The following is a 24,024-nucleotide window of genomic DNA, read 5'->3' as shown; positions in this document are numbered from 1 at the left end:
CGCCTTTTGGATGCGGAACCAAACATCTCGGTGATGTGGCGTCGCAAAAAATCGCGGCTGCTGAGGCAAAGCGGCCGCTGCTCCCATCGTTGGCGAACTATAGAAAGAGATCAGCTCCGCCCCCTGCTCCGACCACGATCGCCCGATCTCGCTTTTCTCGTCCCATGAGACGAGAAATACGTCCCAAGAATTTGCCGGTCTATCACCACAAATGCGCGATCTCTCCTCTGCCCAGTGCATCAGAGAGCAGCCCCGGACGCGCCGAGACGGCGCCCTCAAATCATTCGCGAGAGCTTTCGCCCGCCGATGCAGATCATTCTGTCCGAGCCGCGCACCATTCATGTGATCGATTTTTTCGAAATCGCGATACAACGCGATGCATACAGCCCGAGCCGCACCAGAAGCAGCCGATAAAGAATGGATACCTCGGATCCTGGATTTCTCTATCGACGCACCCCGATTCTACTCACCCCATACAGCAAGAGGCAGCTCTTCCCTGGCAGGAATCCGAAGGTTTCAGGCCTCTCCGCGGCTCCAGAGCTTGACGGCAGGCCCGCTTGGCCTCGGCCATCGGGCGTGGGCCTGGTCCTCCGATTGGCCAGCTGCCACGGTCGACCGGGCATTGTTAGACCGTTCTGACCGATCGCGCCCTGGCCGCAGCCAGCGCCGCCTCCACCCTGTCGCGTCCGAAGGATCCCATGGCAGAACTCCGAGAGGGGCCGGAAGCGACGGCGCCGCCCGCGTTCTCGAAGCGCCGCAGCCTGGCCTGGATGGGATTCTGCCAGGGCGGCCTGTTCCTGGCACAGTTCGGTACCTCGCTCGCCCTGGCGCGCCTGCTCACCCCCCACGAGACCGGCATCTTCAGCCTCGCGGCCGCCATCGCGGGCCTGCTGTCGACGCTGCGCTCCTGCGGCCTATCGAGCTACATCGTCCGCGCGGAGCGGGTGGACGCGGCGCTGCTGGCGAGCGTCTTCACGGTGAACCTGATGCTGTCGGGCGCGGCGGCGATCCTGATCCTGGCCTTCAGCGTGTTCGGCAGCGTTCTCCTCGGTGAGCCGGAGGTCCAGCGCGCCCTCGCCATCCTCGCCGTGGTGCCCCTCGTCGGCGCACTGGAGTTCCGCCCGGCCGCCATGATCGAGCGGCACGGCAATTTCCGCGGCGTGGCCCTGGTCAACATGCTGCGCGGTCTCGTCGCCAGTGGCGCGATGCTGGCGCTGGCCCTCCTCGGCTTCAGCTACATGAGTCAGGCCTACGGGCAGGCCGCGGGCGCCGTCGCGGCGGCGCTGGCTGCGAACGGCCTCGGGCTGCGCTACGTGTCGCTGCGCCTCGGGCTCGCGGGCTGGCGCGAGATCCTGACCTACGGCGGCCGGCTCTTCGCCATCGCGGGGGTCGCGGGGATCGCCGGCCGGATGGGCGACCTCGTCCTCGGGCGGATGCTCGGGCTCAGCGCCCTCGGCCTCTACTCCCGCGCGGCGAGCCTCAACACCCTGATGTGGGACCACCTCCACGTGGTGATCACCCGCATCACCTTCGTGGACCTCGCGAATCAGCAGCGGAACGGACAGTCCCTGCGCGCGTGCTACCTCCACACGCTGCGGATGATCACCGTGCTGCTCTGGCCGGCCTTCGCGGGCGCGGCCGTCCTGGCCGGGCCGATCGTGCGCCTCCTGCTCGGTCCGGGCTGGGACGGCGCGGCGCTGCCCTTCTGCCTGCTGTCCGTGGCCGCGATCGTCCTGAGTTCGCTCAGCATGACCTGGGAGGTGTTCCTGATCCGGGATCAGACCGCCCTCCAGGCGCGGTTCGAGTTCCTGCGCCACGGCGCCGGCTTCGTGATGTTCAGCGTCGGCTGCCTGTTCGGCCTCGGCGGCGCGGGCGCGGCACGGATCGGCGAGGCGCTCCTGGCCGTGGGACTCTATCGGCCGCATCTCGAGCGGATGACCGACACCTTCAGGCGCGACTACGCCCCCATCTACCTCCACGCCGCCACACTGACGGCGATCGCCGTCGCACCCGCCATCCTGGTCATGTCGGCTTGGGGATGGTCGGCCGAGACGCCGCTGCCGAGCCTCGCGGCCGCGATCGCCGCCGGGGTCGCCGGCTGGGCCTGCGGCCTCTGGTACCTGGACCATCCCCTGGTCGCGGAAGCGCGCCTGCTACTCGCGCACATGCGCCCGGCCCGCCCGGCCACGACCGTGTCGGACCTCTAGCGGCGCGCCGCGGCGCGAGCGTCAGGTCGTCCACCCAGGACGAGAGCAGCCGCACGCTTGCGCTTCCGCGCGCCGGAGCGCGATATGACCGGACACGACGGCGGCGCGGGACGATCGCGGGATGGCGGATTTCCGCAGCTTGGAGGTGTTCTACTGGGTCGCGAAACTCTCGAGCTTCCGGCGCGCCAGCGAGAAGGTGAACACCACCCAGCCGGCAGTTTCCCAGCGCATCGCGGCCCTGGAGCATGAGTACGGGACGCTGTTCGAGCGCCGCAGCCGGGACGTCGCGCTGACGGAGCGGGGGCGTCTGCTCCTCGGCTTCGCCGAGCGGTTCCTGGCGCTCCAGACCGAGATGAGCGCGGCCCTGCACGAGACCGGCCGGACGCGGGGCACCCTGCGGCTCGGCGTGTCCGAGACGATCGTCCACCTGTGGCTGTCGCGCTTCATCGAGCGCATGCGCGCCGCCCATCCCGGGATCGGCGTCGACATCACGGTCGACATCTCGCCGAACATGCAGGCCGCCCTGGTCGCCGACGAGATCGACCTCGCTTTCCTCGTCGGCCCGATCACCCTGCCGAGCTTCGCCAACCGCGCGCTGTTCAGCACCCCCGTCGCCTGGATCGCCGCGCCGGACCTGCTGCCGGGCGACGAGCCCCTGAGCCTCGGCGCGCTGCTGCACCACCCGCTCATCACCTACCCGCGCAACACCAGCCCCTACGTCGAGCTGCGCGACCTCGTCCTGCAGGAGAACCTCCTGCCGAGCCAGATCCACACGAGCGCCTCGCTGGCCACCATCGTGAAGATGGGCGTCGAGGGCCTCGGGATCTGCGTGATCCCGCCGGCCGTGGTCGAGGCCGAGCTCCGCGCCGGCACCCTGCGGGTCCTGCCGGCCGAGCCGACGCTCTCGGACCTGACCTTCACGGCGATGCACACGAAGCGGCCGGCCCACCACTTCGTGGCGGACGCGGCCCGCCTCGCCCAGGAGGTCGCCGAGACCTGGGCCGCCGGCCGATAAGACGGGTTTATCGCGCCCCATTCGCAATCACGATTGGCGCGCCCCGCGGCGCGATGGGATCGTTGCCGCAGGAAATGAATCGCTGAAGCGATCGCGATCTTGCGGAATACGGGCGCCCGGCGAGGGCGGCCCGGCGCACGACGACCAGCCGGGGAGATCAACGCGGTGAGCCAGCACCCGGGCGCCGACGGCGCCGCACCTGTCTTCGCCGACGCGGTGGACGCGCGGCGCGCGATCCGCGCGGGCCGGTTCCGGGGCCACACCTCGGGTCTCGTCCCCGCCCACGCGCAGGGCAACCTGATGATCCTGCCGCGGGCCATGGCGGAGGATTTCCACCGCTTCTGCCAGCAGAACCCGAAGCCCTGCCCGATCCTCGGCGTCTCGCGGCCCGGCGCCCGCGCGCTTCCGACGCTCGGGGCGGACCTCGACCTCGCCACCGACGTCCCCGGCTATCGCGTCTACGAGGGGGGCGAACTCGCGGCGCAGCTGCCCGACCTGACCGGCGTCTGGCGCGAGGACCTCGTCACCTTCGTCCTCGGCTGCTCCTTCTCGTTCGAGGCCGGCCTGATCGAGGCGGGCATCCCGCTCCGGCACGTTGCCCTGGGCCGCAACGTCGCGATGTACCGGACGTCGATCGAGACCCAACCGTCGGGACCGTTCCACGGCCCCCTGGTGGTCTCCATGCGGCCGATGAAGGCGGCGGACGCCATCAAGGCCGTGCAGGTGACGGCCCGGATGCCGGCGGTCCACGGGGCGCCGATCCATCTCGGCGACCCGGGCCTGATCGGCATCCGCGACCTCGCGCGGCCGGATTTCGGCGACCCCGTCCCGATCGAGCCCGACGAGCTCCCGGTCTTCTGGGCCTGCGGGGTCACCCCGCAGGCGGTGGCGATGGCGGCGCGACTGCCGCTCTGCATCACCCACGCGCCCGGTCACATGCTGATCACCGACCTCCTCAACCGGGACCTGCCGTTCCTGTGACCCTCCCGGCCGCGTGGCGGCCCGTCCGCGAAGGAGTTGCGCCATGTGGGTGAAAGACACGAGTCCGGCGGAACGCCGGGTCCTGGGCGCGGCCTTCGCGGGCTACGGCGTCGATGCGTTCGACTACATGGTCTACACCTTCCTGATCCCGACCCTGGTCGTGGTCTGGGGCCTGACCAAGGTCGAGGCCGGCAACATCGCCACCGCCGCGCTGGTGACCTCGGCGATCGGCGGCTGGGCAGCCGGAATCCTGGCGGACCGCTACGGCCGGGTGGTCGTCCTGCAGGGCACCGTCGCGTGGTTCACCCTGTTCACGGTGCTCAGCGGCTTCACCCACTCGTACGAGCAGCTGCTCGTGACCCGCGCGCTCCAGGGCTTCGGCTTCGGCGGCGAGTGGTCGGTGGGGTCGGTGCTGATCGCCGAGACGATCCAGGCGCGCTACCGCGGCAAGGCGGTGGGGCTCGTCCAGTCGAGCTGGGCGGTCGGCTGGGCCTGCGCGGCCATCGCCTTCTGGGCCGTGTTCGCCCTGGCGGAGCCCGCCGTGGCGTGGCGGATCCTGTTCTGGCTCGGCGCCCTCCCCTCGGTGCTGATCTTCTGGATCCGCCGCAACATCGAGGACCCCGAGATCTACCGCCAGACCCGCGCCGCGATGCGCGACGTCGGCGATACCGGCAGCTTCCTCGACATCTTCTCCCGGCCGCTGATCGGCCGGACCGTGCTGGCGAGCCTGCTCGCGACCGGCATGCAGGGCGGCTACTACGCGGTGACCACGTGGCTCCCGACCTACTTGAAGACGGAGCGCAACCTCTCGGTGCTGAACACCAGCGGCTACATGCTGATGCTCATCTTCGGGTCGTTCGTCGGATACCTGACCAGCGCCTGGCTCTCCGACCGCATCGGGCGCCGTCGCGGCTTCGTCCTGTTCGGCTTCTGCGCCGGTGTCCTCGTGCTGGCCTACACGCTGATCCCGATCACCGACCCGGTGATGCTGGTCCTCGGCTTCCCGCTGGGCTTCTTCCTCTCCGGCGTCTTCTCCGGGATGGGCGCCTTCCTGAGCGAGCTGTTCCCGAGCCGGATCCGCGGCTCCGCACAGGGATTCTGCTACAATTTCGGCCGCGCCACGGGCGCGATCTGCCCGGCCGTAGTAGGCCATCTCAGCGGCTCGCTGACACTCGGCACCGCCATCGGCGTCGTGGCGGCGGGGGCCTATTGCCTCGTGATCGTCGCGGCGCTTCTCTTGCCGGAGACGGCGGGCCGCGCGCTCGATTCTTGCACCGCGGATCCGGCCGAGCCGGAACCCGTTGCGGCCCTGTGAGACCCGATCGGCACGCGGAGCGGCGGCGATGACCAGCGTGGACCTCAATTCCGACCTCGGCGAGGGCTACGGCGCCTACGCCTGCGGCGACGACGCGGCGATCCTCGGAATCGTCACCTCGGCCAACGTCGCCTGCGGGCTCCACGCCGGCGACCCCGAGATCATGGCCCGGACCTTCGCGCTGGCGAAGGCGCGCGGCGTCGCCGTCGGCGCCCATCCGGGCTTCCCGGACCTCTGGGGCTTCGGGCGGCGACGGATGCCGTACAGCCCGGCCGAGATCGAGCGGCTCGTCGCCTACCAGATCGGCGCCGCGCAGGCCCTCGCCGCCTATGCCGGCCACCGCATCACCTACGTGAAGGCCCACGGGGCGCTGGCCAACGTCGCCGCCGAGGAGCGGCCGGTGGCCGACGCCATCGCCCGCGCGGTCCGCGCGGTGGACCGGGAGCTGGCGCTGCTCGCCATCGCGCTGACCGCCCAGGTAGCGGCGGGCGAGGCCTGCGGCCTCGAGGTCCACCAGGAGATCTTCGCCGATCGCGGCTACACGCCGACCGGCCTGCTGATCCCCCGCAGCCAGCCCGGCGCGATGATCACCGATTCCGGCGAGGCGGCCGACCGCGTCCTGCGCATGGTCGAGGCGGGCGCGATCCTCACGGCCGACGGTCAAACGCTGCCGACGCCGATCCGCTCGATCTGCGTCCACGGCGATTCCGACCACGCCGTCGCCACGGCGCGGGCGGTGCGGACCCGGCTGGAGGGCGCGGGCGTCTCGCTGGCGCCGTTCCGGCCGTGAGCGCGGCGCTGGACGAGCCCCGCCTCCTCGACGCCGGCGAGGCGGCCCTCGTGGTCGAGTTCGGCCGCACGGTCGACCCGGCGATCAGCGACCGGGTCCTGGCGCTCGACGACGCCCTCGGGGCGGACCCGCCGGAGGGGCTGCGGGAGCGCGTGCCGACCTACCGCTCCCTGATGCTGCACTACGACCCGCTGGTGCTCGACCGCGGGACGCTCGCCGAGCGGGTCCGGGCGCTGGCGGCGGGCGCGACCGCGCGCGCGGCGAGCCCGACCCTCTGGACTCTGCCCTGCTGCTACGACGCGCCCCACGGGGAGGACGTCGCGCAGGTCGCCGAGCGGAGCGGCCTGTCGCCGGAGACGGTGGTATCGACCCATGCCGCCACGACCTTCCGGGTCTACATGTACGGCTTCGCGCCGGGCTTCGCGTATCTCGGCGGCCTGCCGAAGCCCCTGGCGGTGCCCCGGCGGGCGAGCCCGCGGCCGCCGCACCCGCGCAACGCCATCATGATCGGCGGCGGACTCGCCGCGGTGGCGACCGTGCCGATGCCGACCGGCTGGTACGTGATCGGCGCGACCCCGGCCCGCCTCTACGCGCCGGAGCGCGACCCGAGCTTCTTCGTCGGCGCCGGCGACCTGATCCGCTTCGAGCCCGTGGATGCGGCGGCCTTCGACGCCCTCACGGCGCGCGAGGCGGCGGGCGAGCCGGTGGCCCGCCGCGGGGAGGCGCGCTGATGCCCGCCCTCGTCATCGACGCCGCCGGACCCGGCATCACCCTGCAGGACGGGGGCCGGCACGGCTACCTGCGCTATGGCATCACGGCCGCGGGCCCGATGGATCCGCTGATGCACGCCGCCGCCAACCGGGCGGCGTCCAACGCCCTCGACGCCACCGCCGTCGAGATCTCCACCGGCGGCGTCACCGTCTCGGCGCAGGACGGCGCCGTCGGGCTCGCCCTGCTGGCGCCGGGCTTCCGCGTCGCGCTGGACGGCGTGCTCCTGCCCGACACGGTCGCGCTCACCCTGGAGCCCGGCCAGACCCTCGTCGTGCGGGCCGGCGACGCCGGCGCCTGGGGCTACCTCGCGGTCGCCGGGCGTCTCGACGTGGCGCCGGTCCTCGGGTCGGCGGCGACCCATACCCGCTCGGGGCTGGGCGGCCTCGACGGCCGCGGCCTCGCCGCGGGCGACCGCCTCCCCGTCGCCGAGGGTCGGACACCGGACGGGCCGCCGCAGCGGCTCGTCGCGCCCTGGCTCATCCGGGACGGGCGGGAGATCCGGGTCGTGCTGGGCCCGCAGGACGACTACTTCGCGCCCGACCAGATCGCGGCGTTCCTGGCCGGCCCCTGGACGGTCTCGCCGCGCGGCGACCGGATGGCCTGCTTCGTCGACGGCACCCCGCTGAAACACGCCAAGGGGCACGACATCGTCTCCGACGGCGTCGCCATGGGGGCGATCCAGGTCCCCGGCAACGGCCTGCCGATCATCCTGATGGCCGACCGGCAATCCACCGGCGGCTACCCCAAGATCGCCACGGTCATCGGGCCGGATCTCGGGCGGCTGGCGCAGGTCCGGGGCGGGGCGCGCCTGTCGTTCCGGCGCGTCTCGGTGGCGGAGGCGGTCGCGGCGCGCCGCGCCGAGCGCGATCTCCTGCGCGAGGCGATCCCGCGCGAGCCGGTCGTCCGCACGGATTTCGCGTCGGACTTCCTGCTCGGCCTCAACCTCGTCGGCGGCGTCACGGACGGCCGCGCCTGAGCGCTTGGCGGCTGCGCGCGAGCGTCTAGAGTGCGGCCCCGGCCGGGTCGCCCGGCCCGATCCCTTTACACAGGAAAGCCCGCACGCATGGCGCACGCCGTTACCGCCCCGGGGACCCCGCCGGCCCGCAGCAACGAGCCCCTGAACGCCGACAGCGTGCGCCGCGCCCGGATCGACCTCGCCGCCTGCCTGCGCTGGGCCGCCCGCCACGGCCTGGAAGAGGGCATCTGCAACCACTTCTCGGCGGTGCTGCCGGAGCGGCCCGACCTGTTCCTGGTCAATCCCTACGGCCTCTCCTTCGCGGAGGTCACCGCGTCGAGCCTGCTGCTCTGCGACTTCCACGGCAACGTCATCGAGGGCGACGGCCAGCCGGAGGCCACCGCCTTCCACATCCACGCCGAACTGCACCGGCTGAAGCCCCGGGCCCGGGCCGCGTTCCACACCCACATGCCTTACGCGACGGCCCTCGCCATGCTGGAGGGAGAGCCGCTGCTGTGGGCGGGCCAGACCGCCCTGCGCTTCTACGGCCGCATCGCGGTGGACGAGGATTACAACGGACTGGCGCTCGACGCGTCCGAGGGCCGGCGGATCGCCGAGAGCGCCGGCGATGCGGACGTGGTGTTCCTGAAGAACCACGGCGTGATGGTGCTGGGCGAGACCATCGCGGAGGCCTGGGACGACCTCTACTACCTGGAGCGCGCCGCGCAGGCGCAGGTCCTGGCCATGAGCACGGGGCGCGCGCTCAAGGCCGTGCCCGAGGCGATCGTGAAGCACGTGGCGGCCCAGGAGGCGGCCGGCCGCGCCGAGAGCGCGCGGCTGCACCTGGAGAGCGTCAAGCGGGTGCTCGCCCGGGACGAGCCCGCCTTCCTGGCGTGAGCGCCCGTTAGGGCGCGGCCCGGACCCGGTCCAGCAGCGCGGCGTCGGCGTAACCGTCCGGCGGCAGGCCGACCGACCCCTGGAAGGCGCGCAGCGCCGCCCGCGTCTTCGGGCCGATCTTGCCGTCGACCCCGCCGGTGGCGAAGCCGCGCTCCGTCAGGCGGGTCTGCAGGTCGCGCCGCTCGTCGGCGGTGAGGGGCCGGTCGCCCCGCGGCCAGTCGTGCACCAGGCCCGGGTCGCCGCGCAGGCGCTCCGACAGGAGCGCGACGGTCAGCGCGTAGGACAGGGCCGTGTTGTAGCGGAGGATCACCGCGAAGTTCGGCTGCAGCAGGAAGGCGGGGCCGCGGATCCCGGCGGGCAGGATCAGGGTCGCCTCGGCCGTGTCCGGCAGGGCGCGGTCGCGGGCGGGCCTCACGCCGAGCCCCCGCCACGCCGCGACGGTGCGGACCGTCGTCTCGTCGGCGAGCGCCGCGTCGAAGGTCTCGGGCAGCACCGCCTCGGCGCCCCAGCCCTCGCCGGGTCTCCAGCCGTGGCTGCGCAGGTAGTTCGCCGTCGACGCGAGCGCGTCCGGCACCGAGGTCCAGATGTCGCGCCGGCCGTCCCCGTCGAAGTCGACCGCCTCGCGCTGGTATACACTGGGCATGAACTGCGTGTGCCCCATGGCGCCGGCCCAGGATCCGGTGAGCCCGGCGGGCATCCGGTCGAGAGGCGCCTGGTTCCAGGCCAGGATCTGGAGCGCCGCCGCCAGCTCGTCGCGCCAGTAGGTCATGCGGTTGGGGTCGCTGCAGCCGAGCGTCGCGAGCGAGCGGACGACCGGCTTCACCACCGCCGCATTGTCGAGCACGGCGCCGTAGCTCGACTCCACGCCCCAGAACGCCACCAGGATGTGGCGGTCGACCCCGTACCTGGCCTCGATGGCCGCGAGCGTGTCGGCGTGCTCGGCGAGCTTGCGCTGACCGGACTCGACGCGGGCCGGCGTGACGCTGGCCTCGATGTAGTCCCAGATCGGCCGGACGAACTCGCCCTGGCTCTGGGTCGCGGCGATCACGTCGGGGTCGGGCGTGAGGTGGGCGAGCTGCGCCTCGGCGAGGCCCTGCGGCACGGCGCGGGCCGTGACCCAGGCGATCAGGTCGGCCCGGCAGGCCTCGAAGGACTGCGGTGCGGCCGGCGGGGTGGGGCCGGGCCCGGCGCCGCGCGCCGGCACGACCGTGCCGAAGACGAGGGCGGCACCCGTCGCCAGGACCGCGCGCGTTGCGCCGCTCCGGGTCGCGGGCCGCTTCGGCGCGGCGCGATCGTCCATGGGCATCTCCGGTGATCCAGACGAGGGCGGCGTAGCATAGCGGGCCGGCAGCGACACCTTCGAGACGCGGCCCGGGGCTCGCCGCGGCCCCGGCAGCGCCCCAAGTCGCGTCACACCAGCCCGCCTGCCCGGAGACCACCCGTGATGCAGCCCGCTTCCCTGACGGTTATCGTCGCGGCCGTCCTCGGCGCCGGACCGGCCAGCGCCCTGGAGGTCACCCGCAGCCGCGACGTCCCGGCCCCGCCCGCGGCGGTCTGGGCGCTGGTCGGCGATTTCTGCGCGATCCAGAACTGGCACCCGCAGGTCCAGCGCTGCATCCTGTCGGGCGACGACGACGATGACGGCATCCGCGCGCAGATCCGCGGCCTCGTGGTGCAGGGCGGCCGGGGCACGATCGCCGAGGTCGAGACCGCGCGCGACGAGACCGGCATGAGCTACAGCTACAGCTTCATCCAGGGTCCCCTGCCGGTGCGCGCCTACAACGCGACGCTGGCGGTCCGTCCCAACGGCGCGGGGTCCACGGTGATCTGGAGCGCGACCTTCGACGCCGAGGGCATGAGCGACGCCGACACCGTCGCCGACATCACGGGCGTGTTCGACGCCGGCCTTGCCGGGATCGCCCGGGAGGCGGCCAGATAGCCGCCCGCGGAATCGGCCCGCCGCGCGAAAAATCGCCCGCCGCGCGCCGCGGGGTCTCGCCGCGGGGCCGTCGCGGACCGATGTGAGCGCCGTCGGCGCGAGCGAGCGCCCGGCTCGATTCCCAGAGGCAGCCTCAGGAGGCCGAGACCCGCATGCGCCGTCACCGCCACGCCAAGATCGTCGCCACCGTCGGTCCCGCCAGCTCCGCCCCGGACCAGCTCCGCGCCCTGTTCCTCGCCGGCGTCGACACGTTCCGGCTCAATTTCAGCCACGGCGTCCAGGCGGATCACGCCAAGGTCCACGGCGCCATCCGCGCCCTCGAGAAGGAGGTCGGCCGGCCGATCGGCATCCTGCAGGACCTGCAGGGGCCGAAGATCCGGATCGGCACGCTGCAGGGCGGCCGGCTCGATCTCGAGGCCGGCGAGACGGTCCGCTTCGTCCTCGAGGGCGCCGACGGCGACAAGCAGGCGATCCCGCTGCACCACCCGGAGATCTTCGACGCCGTCGTGCCGGGCCAGGAACTCCTCATCGACGACGGCCGGGTGCGGGTGCGGATCACCGGGCCCGAGCGGACCTCGATCACCGCCGAGGTCGTCACCGGCGGGCCGATCTCGAACCGCAAGGGCGTGAATCTGCCGGGTACGCTGCTGGACCTGTCGCCGCTCACCGAGAAGGACCGGGCGGACCTCGCCTTCGGGCTCGATCTCGGCGTCGACTGGGTCGCCCTGTCCTTCGTCCAGAAGCCGTCCGACGTCATCGAGGCGCGGGGAATCATCGGCGATCGGGCCGGCATCATGTCGAAGATCGAGAAGCCGCAGGCGCTGGAGCGGATCGCCGACATCATCCGGCTCTCCGACGCCGTGATGGTCGCCCGCGGCGACCTCGGCGTCGAGATCCCGCACGAGGACGTGCCGGGGCGGCAGAAGGAGCTGATCCGGGCCTGCCGGCTCGCCGTGAAGCCCGTCGTGGTGGCGACCCAGATGCTCGACTCGATGGTCAACGCCCCCGCGCCCACCCGGGCGGAGGCGTCGGACGTCGCCACCGCCATCTATGACGGCGCCGACGCCGTGATGCTGTCGGCGGAATCCGCCACAGGCCGCTACCCGGTCGAGGCGGTGGCGATGATGGATCGGATCATCCGGAGCGTGGAGGGGCACAAGCTCTACCACTCGATCGTCGCGGCCTCGGAGCCGGGCGAGGAGGAGACGCCGCCCCACGCGGTGGCGACCGCCACGGCCGACCTCGCCGAGGCCGTGCACGCCGCCGCGATCGTCGCCTACACGGCGAGCGGGACGACGGCCGCGCGGGTCGCGCGCAAGCGCCCCGCCGCGTCGATCCTGGCCCTGACCCCCAACGTCGCGACCTCGCGGCGGCTGAGCCTGCTGTGGGGGGCGCACAGCGTCCTGACGGAGGACGTCGACAGCTACGAGGAGATGACCTCGAAGGCCTGCCACCACGCGCAGGACGAGGGCTTCGCGCGGTCGAACGACATCATCGTGGTCACCGCCGGCATCCCGTTCCACACCGCCGGCAACACCAACAACATCCGCCTCATGCAGGTCTGAGGCGCCCGATCGGGCGCCGGGCTGGAACGCGGCCCGCGCCTGACCCGTTGTTGGGGAAGCTGCGCCATTTGGGCGCGATACCGGAGGGCCGACCCATGAACCTGATCGGACGCATCGTCACCAAGATCCTCGGCAACGAGAACCGACCCGTCGACCGGGACGACCGGAACGCCAGCACGGCGACGCCCCTCGGCCGCCTCGTGACGAAGATCCTGGGCAAGTAGCCGCGCCGTTCGCCGCGCGCCCGTGTCGGGCGCGCGGCGGAACGGTCGGGCGATCAGTTGGCCACGGCGCTCGCCGTCTCCTTCAGCACCGGCGCGGCGGGGATCGAGTGCTGCCAGAAGGCGCCTGTCCGGCCCTTCTCGTAACCGGCCTCGTACAGGGCGCGCATGTAGGCGGTGTCGAAGCCCTTCGCGGCGGAGGCCTTGGGTCCGTTCTCGTCGATGTAGGTGAGATTGAAGCCGATGCCGTTGGTGCGCGCCAGCGCGTAGGTCGCCGTCAGCGTCGCGCGGGAACGGGCGCGGCTCGCCGTCGTGAAGGAGCGCTCCACGATCGAGAGCGTGTTGTCCTTCGTGACCTCGAAGTCCGGCTCCAGGCGGCCGTTGATCACCACGTAGATCTCGGCCTTGCCGCCGGTGCGGATCCGTCCGTCGCGCAGCAGGAGCGTCTGCGGCAGGGTAAAGACCGGTGTCACCACCGAGCCGTCGACGTGCATCTCCTGGAAGCGCGCGTCGCCCGCCGAGACGTCGATGAACTGGGGCGGGAACACCGCCGGGATGCTGGCCGAGGCCGCCAGGACGTCGCGGAACAGCTGGCGGGCATTGGGCACCCCGCTCGCCGCGATGGCGCCCATGTTCCAGATCACCGCGCGCTGGGAATCCAGGTTCGTCGTCACGACGAGCAGGCGCCGGCCCTTGGCGTGCTCCTCGGCCACGGCCTTGAGGAGATCGTCCGTGACGTAGCGGTCGATGAGGTTGCGCAGGCGCCCGTCGCCGAACAGGCCGGAGCCGAACAGCACGTTGGCCAGATTCGGCGAGGCCACGAGCTCGCCGGCGACGCCGCTCGTGTAGAACTCGGTGAGGTAAGGATCGTAGGCCGAGCCCAGGAACGCGAAGGGCGCGATCAGCGCCCCCGTCGAGACGCCGGAGACCAGGGTGAATTCCGGCCGCTTGCCGGACGCCGTCCAGCCGTTGAGCACGCCCGCCCCGTAGGCGCCGTCGCCGCCGCCGCCCGACAGGGCCAGGTAGGTGAAGCCCTTGAGGCGCCGCTCCGGATTGGCGGCGAGGGCCGCGATCGTGTCCACCGACGCGTCCGCGAAGACGCGCGCGCCGGGAATGCCCGGCACGGTGGCGAACGCCGCCTGCTCGGCGCTGTAGGGAGTCCGCGGAACGCTGCCGCAGGCCGCGACCTGCGCCGCCAGCCCGAACGCCACCGCCATGCGCAGGCTGACCTGACGAGAACCCATCGTCACTTCCTCGAACCGCGAAACACGCCCACTCTGCCACACGGAACGAGCTTGGCCGTATCGCCTGTTCCGTCTTAGCCGGCTTCGACGGAACGATAAGGCCGCGCTGTTGCGGTGGGGTCACGCTCCCACGCGATCGGGGCGCGAGCGTGGCCGTGGCGGGCGCGCGCGGGACGGTGCGGCGCCGTACCGGGCCGTGCCGGTTCGGGCCATTGCCGGTGGACAGGCGGCGCGGCGGCTGGTGCCCGGTGGCCGCGCGCCCTTGCAAGGTTCGCGAGCGCCGCGCTAGGGTTCCCCCGTGGCCTGGCGAGACAGGGTGTCGCACGCGATGCGGCAGCCGGTGCGCGAGGGCGCGGTCTGCGTGGCGAGAGGGCCGGCCGAGGATACGGCGCCTGTCGGCCTGGAACACACGGACGTGCCTTCGGGAACGCAGCCGAGCCGCAGGGGGCGGAGGGGATGATGGAAGCGGGTCTCGGCTGGACGGACGATCGCGTGGCGATGCTGCGTCGCCTGTGGGAAGACGGGCAGAGCGCCAGCAAGATCGCGGCGCAACTCGGCGGCGTCACCCGCAACGCCGTCATCGGCAAGGTCCACCGCCTCGGTCTGGCCGGCCGCGCCCGCGGCGGCGAGGAAACCGCCACCGCCGTCCCGCCGTCGAAGACGGTCGAGATCGAGACCGCCATCGCGGTGGTCGAGACCCAGGCGCCCGAGCCGGTCGCGATCCTGGCCCACCGTCCGGCCCCGGAATTCCCGGCGCCCGCGCCGGCCGCGGCGCCCGCGCCCGTGGCCCTCGCGGTGTCGGAGCGCGTCACCATCATGGACCTCCGGGAATCCATGTGCCGCTGGCCCCTCGGCGACCCGACGACACCGGAATTTCGCTTCTGCGGCGCCCGCTCCATCACCGGCCTGCCGTACTGCACCCACCACGCCGAGATCGCCTACCAGCCCGCCGCCGAGCGGAAGCGCGATCGCCGCGTCGCCTCCTTCCGCTGAGCCGCCGCGCCGTCAGCGCAGCGTCACGCCGGCCTCGCGGAGGACGCGGACGGTCCCGGGATTGACCCGATCCGCCGGGACGAGGCCGACGAGGTTCCTCGGCCGGGCGGTGGTGAGATCGGTCCGCGCCAGCGCACTCACGACGCGGTAGGCCGTCTCCTCGTCGAGGCCGGGCCGCGCGAGCACGAAGCTCCAGGATCCGACCGTCTCGATCGGCTCCGCCTGCCCGGCGAAGCTGCCGGCCGGAACCGTGAGACGCCGCGTCGCCGCGCCGGGCTGCGCGAGGCGCGCAATGCCCGCCTCGGACGGTCCGAAGAAGCGGGCTCCGCCGGGATCGGAGGCCAGGGCGCGGAAGCCCGGCCAGTCGAGGCCGCCGCCCCAGAGCGCGTCGGCGCGGCCCTCCCGCACCAGTGTCGGACCGTCGCCGGCCCGGTCGAGCAGGATCGGGCTGATGTCGCGCTCGGGATCGAGCCCGGAGGCGCCGAGGGCGCTCCGGCCCATGACGGTGAGCCCGGACTTGTGCGTGCCGAGGACGACCCTGCGCCCGCGCAGATCCGCCACCGAGCGGATCGCGCTGCCGGCCGGCACCACGAACAGGCCCGGCGTCGGGTACATCGGCGCCAGAACGGTCAGGCCGCCGCCCTCGGCGAGGGCGGGATAGGCGTACTCCCCCTGCACGAGGCCGAGATCGACGCGGCCGGCGCGGAGGAGGCCGACATTCTCGGACGAGCCGCCGGTGGCACGCCGCTCGACGGTCAGGGCCGGGTCCGCGGCCGCGATCGCGCCGGCGAAGGTCTCCCCGAAGGCCGGGAAGCCGCCGCCGGGCGTCGCGGTGGCGAGCACGAGGCGGAGCGCCTCGGCGGCGCGCGCCGGCGGCGCCAGGATCAGGCCGAGGCCCGCCAGCAGAGCGGCCCGACGAGTCGGCCGAAGGGGCAGGCCCCGCCTGCCGATTGCGCGGGACGGTCCGGCAGCGCCGGCCGTGGCCGGGCAGGCTGGAGAATAGAATTCCATAAGGAAAGGGCCGCTCAATAAAGGTCTTCCACCCCGCTCCGAAAGTTCGCCCAATTCCGGAAAGAACTTTCGGTAACGGCACTTAGCCCGATTGCTCCGGCCGCAGCAACGCGATATCGCAGCCTCCCGTCCGGGCCGGTCAAGCCTCCCACGCGAGGGCGATCCCTTGGCGGGGCCGCCCCCGGGCACGACATCTGTCCGATCCGTCACCACGAGCAGGAGTTCCGCGATGGCCGATACCCTCAACGCACCGGCGAAGGTCGGCCACGGCCGTGTCTACGGCTCGATCACCGAGACCATCGGCAACACCCCTCTGGTGCGCCTGAACCGGCTGCCCAAGGAGCACGGCGTCGACGCCGAGATTCTGCTGAAGCTCGAGTTCTTCAACCCGATCGCCAGCGTGAAGGACCGCATCGGCGTCAACATGATCGATTCTTTGGAGGCCTCCGGCAAGCTCCAGCCCGGCGGCACGCTGGTCGAGCCGACCTCGGGCAACACCGGCATCGCCCTCGCCTTCACGGCGGCAGCCCGCGGCTACCGGCTGATCCTGGTGATGCCCGAGACGATGTCGCTGGAGCGGCGCAAGATGCTCGCCTTCCTGGGCGCGGAGCTGGCGCTCACGCCGGGCGCGCAGGGCATGAAGGGCGCGATCGCCAAGGCCGAGGAGCTGCTGAAGGAGATCCCGGGCTCGGTCATGCCGCAGCAATTCTCGAACCCGGCCAACCCGGAGATCCACCGCAAGACCACTGCCGAGGAGATCTGGAGCGACACGGGCGGCCAGCTCGACGCGTTCGTGGCCGGCGTCGGCACCGGCGGCACGGTGACGGGCGTCGGCGAGGTGCTGAAGCCGCGCCTGCCGAACCTCAAGGTCTTCGCGGTGGAGCCCGAGGATTCCCCGGTGATCTCCGGCGGCCAGCCCGGCCCGCACAAGATCCAGGGCATCGGCGCCGGGTTCATCCCCGACAACCTGCACACCAACATCCTCGACGGCGTCCTGAAGGTCACCAACCAGGCGGCGTTCGAGACATCCCGGGCGCTCGCCCGTCTGGAGGGCATCCCGGGCGGCATCTCCACCGGCGGCAACGTCGCGGCGGCGCTGGAGCTGGCCAAGCGCCCCGAGTTCCAGGGCAAGCGGATCGTGACCGTCGCCTGCTCGTTCGCCGAGCGCTACATCTCGTCCGCCCTCTTCGACGGGATCGGCTGAGGCCGGCAGCGGGGCGGCCTTCGGGCCGCTCCCCTCCCGTCGGCCACCCGGTCCGCGCGAACACGGATCCGCGCGGCCCTCGCCCGAGTGGCCACCAATACAGTCGACGCGACGAGGCCGAATTTTCGTTCATTCGACCGCCTGATCGCGCCCTTGCAGGCCAGAAGATCGATCTTCTGAACAATAACCACAGCAGAACAGTCGATTTGATCTGCCGTCGCCGAGACAATCGCCCCGGCCCACCGCATCTGGACGCAGCAGGATCTTTCCGTTAACGCCGACCGGCGAACGGACAATGCTTCTTCCCATGCGCAGCCTTCTGATTCTCGTGTTTGGCCTCTGGGCTCAGGCGGCGATGGCCCTGGGCTTCGCGGTCCACGACCTCACCGGGCTGGCCGAAACCGCCAGAGCGGCGCTCGGGCCTCGGGCCACGGCGCAGGTGGAGGCGCAGCGTCTCGGCCTGAACTGCGCCGCCTGCACGGGCGCCCCGTCGATCGAGATGCGGATCGGGCGCCTCGCCGACGGAACCGAGGCCCGGGTCCGCTCCGGCCAGACGACCCTCGCGGCGCTCGAGGCGATCTGCGTGAAGCGCAATCCGGATTGCCGCCTCTCGGGTCTGGCCGCCGGCCCGGCGGTCGGCTGGATGAGCGTGTACGCGCTGAACAGCGGCGCGGGCGCCACCGCGGTCATACTGCGGGACGGGGATCTCCTGACGATCGAGGCCCGGGCGTCGGATCGCGGGGCGGCGGAGGATTCGGCGCGGCGTGTCATGCACGCCGTCCTGTCCCGGATCGTCGGCCCGGAGACCTGAACCGCGCGCCGTCGGTCACCCGGTCCGCGCAACCCTCCCCCGCCGCCTCCGTTGTCTCCCGAAGACGCAGAGAGGCGAGCCATGACAGAACAGACCGGACGGCCGTCGCGGGAGGACCCCGACGCTGGGGCGACCACCGACACCGAGACGCCGCGCGAGAAGCTCGGCCAGATGGAGGACGAGGCGCGGTCCGGCACCGATCTCGGTGAGGCGATCGACCGCGCCACCGCCGCCGTCGGCCAGGACGACGGGAAGCGCTGATGGTCAGGCCGACGAGCGAATCCGGAACGGTCACCCGCAAGCCCGACGACAAGGTCGGGTCGCGCGGGAGCCCGCCCGCCGGGGGCGGCCATCAGACCTCCGATCAGGCGGCGATCACCGACATGGGCTCCGGCGAGACGCCGCGGCCCGAACCCAAGGAGGGCTGGGGCGCGGCCGGCGAACCCGGCCGCGCGCCGCCGGCGATCGGCGGCTCCTCGGGGGGGCATTCGGACCAGAAGGCCTCGCGGGGTCCGGCCGCCGACACGAAGGTCGCGGGCGGGCACTACCGGGCGGAGCGGGAGAACCGGGAATGACCGAGCCTCGAGAGACCGGCGCGCAGCCGGACGCGCCGAAGAACGTCGCCCCCGACGCGGTCAAGGACCCGAACGAGAAGACGGAGGGCAAGCCCGGACAGGGTACGCCCTCCGGCGGGACGCAGAACGACGAGACCGATCCCGGCAGCAGCTGACGCGACAGGCCCGAGCGGCGCCGCGGCGAGGTACGCCGCGGCGTCCCGGGGTTCAGGAGAGCCGGAAGGCGATCGGCCCGGAGGCCAGCGGCACCTCGCCGGGACGGCAGCCGGTCTCGACGCAGGCGTAGCGGATCGCGTCCTGGCGGCTGCGGAAGATGCCTCCGGCGCGCCCACCGGTCTCGACCGCGACCCAATGCCCCTCGCCGTCCTGACCGACGAGGTATGAGGGCGGCGCGGAGGCGGCCTGGGCGAGCGACGGAAGCGGGTTCAACGCGACGGGCATCGGTGTCACGGGGTTCACGCGGGCCTCTCGGGTCCGCCGCACCGAGGTATCGTCCCCGGCATAAGGGTTCGATGGGCCCGAGAGCGGCCCGGAATAAGGGCCGCATCAGCAACCGGGCCTGAGCGCCCGGTTGCCTGTCGTTCACGATCGGCGACGGTTGACCGCTTCAGGCGGCGTTCTCCTTCGACCGCTCGGCCCGCTTGCGGTCGTTCGGGTCGAGGATCGCCTTGCGCAGGCGGATCGACTTCGGCGTCACCTCGACGAGCTCGTCGTCCTGGATCCAGGCCAGCGAGCGCTCCAGGGTCATCCGGATCGGCGGCGTGAGGCGCACCGCCTCGTCCTTCGACGTGGTGCGGATGTTGGTGAGCTTCTTGCCCTTGAGCACGTTCACCTCGAGATCGTTCTCGCGGTTGTGCTCGCCGACGATCATGCCCTGGTACACCTTCCAGCCGGGCTCGATCATCATCGGGCCGCGGTCCTCCAGGTTCCACATGGCGTAGGCCACGGCCTCGCCCTGGTCGTTGGAGATCAGCACGCCGTTGCGCCGGCCCGGCATCTCGCCCTTGTAGGGCTCGTAGGCCTTGAACAGCCGGTTCATGATCGCGGTGCCGCGGGTGTCGGTCAGCAGCTCGCCCTGGTAGCCGATCAGGCCGCGGGTCGGAGCGTGGAACACGAGGCGCAGGCGGTTACCGCCCGAGGGCCGCATCTCCAGCATCTCGGCCTTCCGCTCGGACATCTTCTGCACGACGACGCCGGAATGCTCCTCGTCGACGTCGATGACGACCTCCTCGATCGGCTCCAGAAGTGCGCCGTTCTCGTCGCGCTCGTACACGACGCGGGGCCGCGACACGGCGATCTCGAAACCCTCGCGGCGCATGGTCTCGATCAGGATCGAGAGCTGCAGCTCGCCGCGGCCCGAGACGTAGAAGCTGTCCTTGTCGGCGGCCTCCTCGATCTTGAGCGTGACGTTGCCCTCGGCCTCCTTGAACAGGCGGTCGCGGATCATGCGGCTCGTGACCTTGTCGCCCTCGGTGCCGGCGAGCGGGCTGTCGTTGACGATGAACGACATCGTCACGGTCGGCGGATCGATCGGCTGCGCCTGGATCGGGGTCTCGACCTGCGGGTCGCAGAACGTGTCGGCCACGGTGCCCTTCATCAGGCCGGCGATCGACACGATGTCGCCCGCCTCGCCCACATCGATCGGGGCGCGCTCGAGGCCGCGGAAGGCGAGGATCTTCGACACGCGGCCGGTCTCGACGACCTTGCCGTGACGGTCGAGGACCTTGATCGACTGGTTGGGCTTCACCGAGCCCGCGGCGATGCGGCCGGTGATGATGCGGCCGAGGAACGGGTTGGCCTCCAGCAGGGTGCCGAGCATCCGGAACGGCCCCTCCTCGGTGCGGGCCGGCGGCACGTGCTTGAGCACGAGGTCGAACAGCGGGGTGAGGCCGACCGACGGGTCCGCGTCCGGGCTGTCGGCCATCCAGCCGTTGCGGCCCGACCCGTAGAGGATCGGGAAGTCGAGCTGCTCGTCGGTGGCGTCGAGGGCGGCGAACAGGTCGAAGACCTCGTTCACGACCTCGTTGATGCGGGCGTCCGGACGGTCGACCTTGTTGATCGCCACGATCGGGCGCAGGCCGATCTTGAGCGCCTTGCCGACCACGAACTTGGTCTGGGGCATCGGCCCCTCGGCGGCGTCCACCAGCACGATCACGCCGTCGACCATCGACAGGATGCGCTCGACCTCGCCGCCGAAATCGGCGTGGCCGGGAGTGTCGACGATGTTGACGCGGGTGTCCTTCCAGACGACCGAGGTCGCCTTGGCGAGGATCGTGATGCCGCGCTCCTTCTCGAGGTCGTTCGAGTCCATCGCCCGCTCCTCGACCCGCTGATTCTCGCGGAAGGTGCCGGACTGGGCCAGCAGCTTGTCGACGAGGGTCGTCTTGCCGTGGTCGACGTGAGCGATGATGGCGATGTTGCGCAGATTCATGGCGGCCCGAAACGGGTTGTGCCGGCTCCCTGGCGGCCGCGCGGCGCGGCCGTCCGCGCCGGTTCAGGTACGGAGTCGTGGTGGTTGCGTCGCAATATAAGGACGCGCGCTGTTGGGCAAGGCCGCTGAGGTCATGGGGGCGTCGCGTGGCGGGGATTGCTGGGGGCAGTTCCGAAGGTGGCACCGGCGCGGGGCCGCGGCCTGGCCGCCGCTGCAGGGCTGATCTGCGCGCTCTCTTCCGCACCGCCTGCCCTATATGACGGCACGATGACGCCGTGATCGGCGCGAAGCCGTCCGTATCGGGTTGTATTGGATGAAACCGGATCCCTCGGGTAGCGTATCGACCAGGATCAGGTGCCCGGCTGCGGCGATTCGGCCCTCGGGCTGCCGGGGCGGGCTTTCCTCGGAAGGACACGATGCGCGCGCTTGAGCCGCGGCTGTTCCCGTACATCTGGCGCTACTCGAAGGGCGCGCAGCTCAGGATCTGCGCCGTCGTGCTCGCGTCGCTCCCGTTCTACTTCGCCTCGCTCGACCTGCCGAAGCGCATCGTCAACGACGCGATCACCGGGAAGGCCTACGCGCACGGCGAGGCGACCGCGCCGTTCCTCGAGCTCACGGTCGAGTGGCCCGCCTTCCTGGGCGGCGGCAAGACCCACCTGTTCGAGGGGTTCCAGCTCGACCGGTTCGAGCTGCTGCTGAGCCTGTCGACCCTGTTCCTCAGCCTCGTCCTGATCAACGGCGCCTTCAAGTTCTGGATCAACCTGCAGAAGGGCATCCTCGGCGAGCGGATGCTGCGCCGCCTGCGCTTCCAGCTGTTCTCGCTGATGCTGCGCTTCTCGCCGGAGACGCAGCGGGAGGTGAAATCCTCCGAGACGGCGACGATCATCCGGGACGAGGTCGAGCCGATCGGCTCCTTCATCGGCGACGCGATCGTGGTGCCGGTCTTCCTGGGCACGCAGGCCGCGACGGCGCTGGCCTTCATCATGATGCAGAACATGTGGCTCGGCATCGCGGCCGGCGGCATGGTCGCCGTGCAGATGATCGTGATCCCGCGGCTGCGGCGGGAGATCATCCGCCTCAGCCGCCAGCGCCAGATCGCGTCCCGCGCCCTCGCCGGCCGCGTCGCCGAGGTGCTGGACGGCCTGCAGGCGGTGCTGCTCAACGACACCGGCCGCTGGGAGCGGGCGGAGATCGGCGGCCGCCTCTACCGGCTCTACGACCTGCGGCTGCGGATCTACCGCCGCAAGTTCGCGGTGAAGTACCTCAACAACCTGCTCGCGCAGGTGACGCCGTTCCTGTTCTACGCGATCGGCGGCTACTTCGCCCTCAAGGGGCAACTCGACATCGGCCAGCTCGTGGCGGTCCTGGCCGCCTATCGCGACCTGCCGCCGCCCCTCAAGGAGCTGATCGACTGGGACCAGCAGCGCCTCGACGTCGAGGTCAAGTACGAGACCGTGGCGGCGCATTTCGGTCCGCAGCGCCTTGTGCCGGCGGAGCACGAATCCGAGCGCGCGGAGCCCCGCCTCGGCAGCCCGCTGCGCCTCGAGGGCCTGCAGCTGCGCGATCCGCAGGGCGGCTCCCTGATCGAGGTCGGGGACGCGGAGGTGCGTCTGCCGGGGCGGATCGCCCTGGTCCCGCCCGGACCGATCGCGCAGGAATTCGTCCGGGTCCTGGCCGGGTTGCAGTCGCCGCCCGGGGGAACGATCCGGATCGGGGAGCACGACCTCTCCACCCTGCCGCGCCGGCACCACGCGCGCCGCATCGCCTATGCGGGCGTCCAGCCCGTGCTGTTCCCCGGGACGCTGCGCGACAACATCCTCTACGGGCTGCGCGTGCACCCGCTGCGCACCAACAGCCTCGATCTCAGCAAAACGCGGATCAACGAGGCGGTGAAGACCGGCAATCCCTGCGACAGCGTCGAGGACCCCTGGATCGACTTCAAGCGCCTCGGCGTCCGGGATGCCGGGGAGCTCGACGAGCGCCTGCTGGACCTGCTCGGCCGGCTCGATCTCGGCGACGAACTCTACCGGTTCGGGCTCGGCGCCCTGAGTTCGGTGGCCCATGACACGCCGGTGGGCCAGCGCATGATCGCGGCGCGGGAGCACCTGCGCGAGCACTTCGCCCAGAAGGGCCTCGCCGACTTGGTGATCCCGTTCGCCCGAGGCCGCTACAACGAGCAGGCCACCGTCGGGGAGAACCTGCTGTTCGGCGTCCCCCGCGACCCGACGCTGACGGAACCGCGCCGTCTGGCCGGCGTCACGCTGTTCCGCGAAGCGCTGGACAAGGTGAAGCTCCTCGACGAGCTGGACCGGATGGGCGTGGCTATCGCCAGCAACCTCAAGGACATTTTCGCCGACGTGCCGCCGGGCCACCCGCTGTTCCGGCGGTTCTCGCTGATCACCCCGGACGCGCTGCCGGACTACCTGCGCCGGCTCGCGCGCCTGCCCGACGCGGGGCGCCTGAGCGAGGCCGACAGCGTGGCCTTCCTGGCCCTGGCCCTGGCCTATGTCGAGCCGCGGATGCGCTTCGGCCTGCTCGACGAGACCTTGGCCAAGCGGATCGTCGGCGCGCGGGCCGTCGTGCAGGGCTTCATGCACGGCGACGACGGGTGCGACGTCGAATCCTACGACCCGAACCGGATCAACCCGCGCAGCACGGTGCTCGACAATCTGCTCTTCGGCCGCATCGACACGGCGCGGATGCATGGCGAGGCGCTGATTCAGCGGGAGGCCCGCGCGGTGTTCCGGGAATTCGACCTGGAGCGGCCGATCCAGCGGCGCGGCCTCGAGAAGGAGGTCGGCAACCGCGGGCAGCTGCTCCCCGAGCGCGTCCGGGTCCGGGTCGGTCTCGCACGGGCGATCCTGCGCGACCCGGAGATCCTCGTGATCGACCGGGTGGACGAGCATCTGGAGCGGGGCGTCGACACCCTGCTCGACGTGACCGAGACCACCCTGCCCCGGGCCAGCCTCGTGGCGAGCCTGTCGCCGGAATCGGATCCGGCCCGGTTCCCCGCGCGCCTGCCGGTCCAGAGCGCCGAGACGCGCCTGCGCACGGCGGCCGAATGACGTGAGCGTGACCGGTGCGCGCGGGGCGCGGGCG

23 protein-coding genes are annotated in these 24,024 nt (G+C 71.8%); 18 read left to right on the top strand and 5 right to left on the bottom strand.

Annotated features, from left to right (window positions below):
- Window positions 1–698 precede the first annotated feature (698 nt).
- The 8 genes from ACTJK8_RS08985 to ACTJK8_RS08950 all read left to right on the top strand — a co-directional run bounded on the left by ACTJK8_RS08985 (window position 699) and on the right by ACTJK8_RS08950 (window position 8,931).
- Complete coding sequence (locus tag ACTJK8_RS08985) at window positions 699–2,207, top strand: oligosaccharide flippase family protein (RefSeq protein WP_029358953.1); 1,509 nt, start codon at window positions 699–701, stop codon at window positions 2,205–2,207.
- Window positions 2,208–2,328: 121 nt separating this feature from the next.
- Window positions 2,329–3,222 (top strand): LysR family transcriptional regulator, encoded by an 894-nt coding sequence (locus ACTJK8_RS08980; protein WP_440761809.1) that lies wholly within the window; start codon window positions 2,329–2,331, stop codon window positions 3,220–3,222.
- Window positions 3,223–3,387: 165 nt separating this feature from the next.
- Window positions 3,388–4,203 carry a putative hydro-lyase gene (locus ACTJK8_RS08975; protein ID WP_012320292.1) on the top strand — a complete coding sequence of 272 codons (816 nt, stop codon included), beginning with the start codon at window positions 3,388–3,390 and terminating at the stop codon, window positions 4,201–4,203.
- A 43-nt stretch (window positions 4,204–4,246) separates the two neighbouring features.
- Complete coding sequence (locus ACTJK8_RS08970; protein ID WP_440761808.1) at window positions 4,247–5,518, top strand: MFS transporter; 1,272 nt, start codon at window positions 4,247–4,249, stop codon at window positions 5,516–5,518.
- 28 nt (window positions 5,519–5,546) lie between these two features.
- Window positions 5,547–6,308, top strand: a complete 762-nt coding sequence (locus ACTJK8_RS08965; protein WP_076727559.1) for a 5-oxoprolinase subunit PxpA — start codon at window positions 5,547–5,549, stop codon at window positions 6,306–6,308.
- Window positions 6,305–7,039 (top strand): 5-oxoprolinase subunit B family protein, encoded by a 735-nt coding sequence (locus tag ACTJK8_RS08960; protein WP_116656572.1) that lies wholly within the window; start codon window positions 6,305–6,307, stop codon window positions 7,037–7,039. The genes ACTJK8_RS08965 and ACTJK8_RS08960 overlap by 4 nt, the downstream gene beginning before the upstream one ends.
- The gene (locus ACTJK8_RS08955) at window positions 7,039–8,055 is read left to right on the top strand and encodes a biotin-dependent carboxyltransferase family protein (protein ID WP_012320296.1); all 1,017 of its coding nucleotides are present in this window, start codon (window positions 7,039–7,041) and stop codon (window positions 8,053–8,055) included. Before ACTJK8_RS08960 ends, ACTJK8_RS08955 begins: the two co-directional genes overlap by 1 nt.
- Window positions 8,056–8,142: 87 nt before the next feature.
- Window positions 8,143–8,931 (top strand): aldolase, encoded by a 789-nt coding sequence (locus ACTJK8_RS08950; protein WP_024829356.1) that lies wholly within the window; start codon window positions 8,143–8,145, stop codon window positions 8,929–8,931.
- 7 nt (window positions 8,932–8,938) lie between these two features.
- Here the strand turns inward: ACTJK8_RS08950 and ACTJK8_RS08945 are convergent, their stop codons facing one another.
- Window positions 8,939–10,231: a lytic murein transglycosylase gene (locus tag ACTJK8_RS08945; protein WP_440761807.1), complete on the bottom strand. Its 1,293-nt coding sequence runs from the start codon at window positions 10,229–10,231 to the stop codon at window positions 8,939–8,941.
- Between the two features lie 144 nt (window positions 10,232–10,375).
- On the opposite strand from ACTJK8_RS08945, the gene ACTJK8_RS08940 reads away from it, so the two are divergent.
- The 3 genes from ACTJK8_RS08940 (at window position 10,376) to ACTJK8_RS08930 (ending at window position 12,659) form a co-directional block, all read left to right on the top strand.
- A complete protein-coding gene (locus tag ACTJK8_RS08940) occupies window positions 10,376–10,870 on the top strand; it encodes an SRPBCC family protein (RefSeq protein ID WP_440761806.1) in 495 nt (164 codons plus the stop codon).
- A gap of 152 nt (window positions 10,871–11,022) precedes the next feature.
- Entirely contained in the window at window positions 11,023–12,435 is a 1,413-nt protein-coding gene (pyk, locus tag ACTJK8_RS08935) for a pyruvate kinase (protein WP_440761805.1), read from the top strand.
- A 95-nt stretch (window positions 12,436–12,530) separates the two neighbouring features.
- On the top strand, window positions 12,531–12,659 hold the full coding sequence (locus tag ACTJK8_RS08930) for a hypothetical protein (RefSeq protein ID WP_012320301.1): 129 nt from the start codon (window positions 12,531–12,533) through the stop codon (window positions 12,657–12,659).
- A 53-nt stretch (window positions 12,660–12,712) separates the two neighbouring features.
- Here ACTJK8_RS08930 and ACTJK8_RS08925 read toward each other — a convergent pair whose 3' ends face one another.
- Window positions 12,713–13,900, bottom strand: a complete 1,188-nt coding sequence (locus ACTJK8_RS08925) for a patatin-like phospholipase family protein (protein ID WP_024829354.1) — start codon at window positions 13,898–13,900, stop codon at window positions 12,713–12,715.
- Between the two features lie 456 nt (window positions 13,901–14,356).
- On the opposite strand from ACTJK8_RS08925, the gene ACTJK8_RS08920 reads away from it, so the two are divergent.
- Window positions 14,357–14,893: a GcrA family cell cycle regulator gene (locus tag ACTJK8_RS08920; protein ID WP_024829353.1), complete on the top strand. Its 537-nt coding sequence runs from the start codon at window positions 14,357–14,359 to the stop codon at window positions 14,891–14,893.
- A 12-nt stretch (window positions 14,894–14,905) separates the two neighbouring features.
- Here the strand turns inward: ACTJK8_RS08920 and ACTJK8_RS08915 are convergent, their stop codons facing one another.
- Complete coding sequence (locus ACTJK8_RS08915; RefSeq protein WP_440761804.1) at window positions 14,906–15,904, bottom strand: TAXI family TRAP transporter solute-binding subunit; 999 nt, start codon at window positions 15,902–15,904, stop codon at window positions 14,906–14,908.
- 229 nt (window positions 15,905–16,133) lie between these two features.
- On the opposite strand from ACTJK8_RS08915, the gene cysK reads away from it, so the two are divergent.
- The 5 genes from cysK to ACTJK8_RS08890 all read left to right on the top strand — a co-directional run bounded on the left by cysK (window position 16,134) and on the right by ACTJK8_RS08890 (window position 18,649).
- Window positions 16,134–17,108 carry a cysteine synthase A gene (gene cysK / locus ACTJK8_RS08910; protein ID WP_012320305.1) on the top strand — a complete coding sequence of 325 codons (975 nt, stop codon included), beginning with the start codon at window positions 16,134–16,136 and terminating at the stop codon, window positions 17,106–17,108.
- Window positions 17,109–17,415: 307 nt separating this feature from the next.
- Entirely contained in the window at window positions 17,416–17,919 is a 504-nt protein-coding gene (locus ACTJK8_RS08905) for a hypothetical protein (protein ID WP_440761803.1), read from the top strand.
- Between the two features lie 81 nt (window positions 17,920–18,000).
- Entirely contained in the window at window positions 18,001–18,180 is a 180-nt protein-coding gene (locus ACTJK8_RS08900; protein WP_012320307.1) for a hypothetical protein, read from the top strand.
- Window positions 18,180–18,494, top strand: a complete 315-nt coding sequence (locus ACTJK8_RS08895) for a hypothetical protein (RefSeq protein WP_012320308.1) — start codon at window positions 18,180–18,182, stop codon at window positions 18,492–18,494. Before ACTJK8_RS08900 ends, ACTJK8_RS08895 begins: the two co-directional genes overlap by 1 nt.
- Window positions 18,491–18,649: a hypothetical protein gene (locus ACTJK8_RS08890; RefSeq protein ID WP_012320309.1), complete on the top strand. Its 159-nt coding sequence runs from the start codon at window positions 18,491–18,493 to the stop codon at window positions 18,647–18,649. The genes ACTJK8_RS08895 and ACTJK8_RS08890 overlap by 4 nt, the downstream gene beginning before the upstream one ends.
- A 52-nt stretch (window positions 18,650–18,701) precedes the next feature.
- On the opposite strand, the gene ACTJK8_RS08885 is transcribed toward ACTJK8_RS08890, so the two are convergent.
- Both ACTJK8_RS08885 and typA read right to left on the bottom strand, forming a co-directional pair.
- Complete coding sequence (locus ACTJK8_RS08885) at window positions 18,702–18,935, bottom strand: hypothetical protein (RefSeq protein ID WP_043074132.1); 234 nt, start codon at window positions 18,933–18,935, stop codon at window positions 18,702–18,704.
- Between the two features lie 166 nt (window positions 18,936–19,101).
- The gene (gene typA / locus ACTJK8_RS08880) at window positions 19,102–20,925 is read right to left on the bottom strand and encodes a translational GTPase TypA (RefSeq protein ID WP_287081615.1); all 1,824 of its coding nucleotides are present in this window, start codon (window positions 20,923–20,925) and stop codon (window positions 19,102–19,104) included.
- Window positions 20,926–21,341: 416 nt separating this feature from the next.
- Here typA and ACTJK8_RS08875 point away from each other — a divergent pair, with 416 nt between their 5' ends.
- Complete coding sequence (locus ACTJK8_RS08875) at window positions 21,342–23,990, top strand: ABC transporter transmembrane domain-containing protein (RefSeq protein ID WP_440761802.1); 2,649 nt, start codon at window positions 21,342–21,344, stop codon at window positions 23,988–23,990.
- Window positions 23,991–24,024: the final 34 nt, after the last annotated feature.

Origin of the sequence: Methylobacterium sp. 22177 (genome assembly GCF_052045615.1) — a bacterium.
Classification (GTDB): Bacteria; Pseudomonadota; Alphaproteobacteria; order Rhizobiales; family Beijerinckiaceae; genus Methylobacterium; species Methylobacterium radiotolerans.
The sequence above is the reverse complement of the archived record's forward strand: the minus strand, read 5'-3'. Positions and strand labels throughout refer to the sequence as shown.

What these genes read in the sequence shown, in the direction of transcription:
- pyk (WP_440761805.1), top strand. Translation starts at nt 11,023, where the DNA reads ATGCGCCGTCACCGCCACGCCAAGATCGTCGCCACCGTCGGTCCCGCC.
- ACTJK8_RS08940 (WP_440761806.1), top strand. Translation starts at nt 10,376, where the DNA reads ATGCAGCCCGCTTCCCTGACGGTTATCGTCGCGGCCGTCCTCGGCGCC.
- cysK (WP_012320305.1), top strand. Translation starts at nt 16,134, where the DNA reads ATGGCCGATACCCTCAACGCACCGGCGAAGGTCGGCCACGGCCGTGTC.
- ACTJK8_RS08890 (WP_012320309.1), top strand. Translation starts at nt 18,491, where the DNA reads ATGACCGAGCCTCGAGAGACCGGCGCGCAGCCGGACGCGCCGAAGAAC.
- ACTJK8_RS08955 (WP_012320296.1), top strand. Translation starts at nt 7,039, where the DNA reads ATGCCCGCCCTCGTCATCGACGCCGCCGGACCCGGCATCACCCTGCAG.
- ACTJK8_RS08895 (WP_012320308.1), top strand. Translation starts at nt 18,180, where the DNA reads ATGGTCAGGCCGACGAGCGAATCCGGAACGGTCACCCGCAAGCCCGAC.
- ACTJK8_RS08950 (WP_024829356.1), top strand. Translation starts at nt 8,143, where the DNA reads ATGGCGCACGCCGTTACCGCCCCGGGGACCCCGCCGGCCCGCAGCAAC.
- ACTJK8_RS08875 (WP_440761802.1), top strand. Translation starts at nt 21,342, where the DNA reads ATGCGCGCGCTTGAGCCGCGGCTGTTCCCGTACATCTGGCGCTACTCG.
- ACTJK8_RS08905 (WP_440761803.1), top strand. Translation starts at nt 17,416, where the DNA reads ATGCGCAGCCTTCTGATTCTCGTGTTTGGCCTCTGGGCTCAGGCGGCG.
- ACTJK8_RS08925 (WP_024829354.1), bottom strand. Translation starts at nt 13,900, where the DNA reads ATGGGTTCTCGTCAGGTCAGCCTGCGCATGGCGGTGGCGTTCGGGCTG.
- ACTJK8_RS08915 (WP_440761804.1), bottom strand. Translation starts at nt 15,904, where the DNA reads ATGGAATTCTATTCTCCAGCCTGCCCGGCCACGGCCGGCGCTGCCGGA.
- ACTJK8_RS08920 (WP_024829353.1), top strand. Translation starts at nt 14,357, where the DNA reads ATGATGGAAGCGGGTCTCGGCTGGACGGACGATCGCGTGGCGATGCTG.
- ACTJK8_RS08985 (WP_029358953.1), top strand. Translation starts at nt 699, where the DNA reads ATGGCAGAACTCCGAGAGGGGCCGGAAGCGACGGCGCCGCCCGCGTTC.
- ACTJK8_RS08900 (WP_012320307.1), top strand. Translation starts at nt 18,001, where the DNA reads ATGACAGAACAGACCGGACGGCCGTCGCGGGAGGACCCCGACGCTGGG.
- ACTJK8_RS08970 (WP_440761808.1), top strand. Translation starts at nt 4,247, where the DNA reads ATGTGGGTGAAAGACACGAGTCCGGCGGAACGCCGGGTCCTGGGCGCG.
- ACTJK8_RS08885 (WP_043074132.1), bottom strand. Translation starts at nt 18,935, where the DNA reads ATGCCCGTCGCGTTGAACCCGCTTCCGTCGCTCGCCCAGGCCGCCTCC.
- typA (WP_287081615.1), bottom strand. Translation starts at nt 20,925, where the DNA reads ATGAATCTGCGCAACATCGCCATCATCGCTCACGTCGACCACGGCAAG.
- ACTJK8_RS08965 (WP_076727559.1), top strand. Translation starts at nt 5,547, where the DNA reads ATGACCAGCGTGGACCTCAATTCCGACCTCGGCGAGGGCTACGGCGCC.
- ACTJK8_RS08945 (WP_440761807.1), bottom strand. Translation starts at nt 10,231, where the DNA reads ATGGACGATCGCGCCGCGCCGAAGCGGCCCGCGACCCGGAGCGGCGCA.
- ACTJK8_RS08980 (WP_440761809.1), top strand. Translation starts at nt 2,329, where the DNA reads ATGGCGGATTTCCGCAGCTTGGAGGTGTTCTACTGGGTCGCGAAACTC.
- ACTJK8_RS08930 (WP_012320301.1), top strand. Translation starts at nt 12,531, where the DNA reads ATGAACCTGATCGGACGCATCGTCACCAAGATCCTCGGCAACGAGAAC.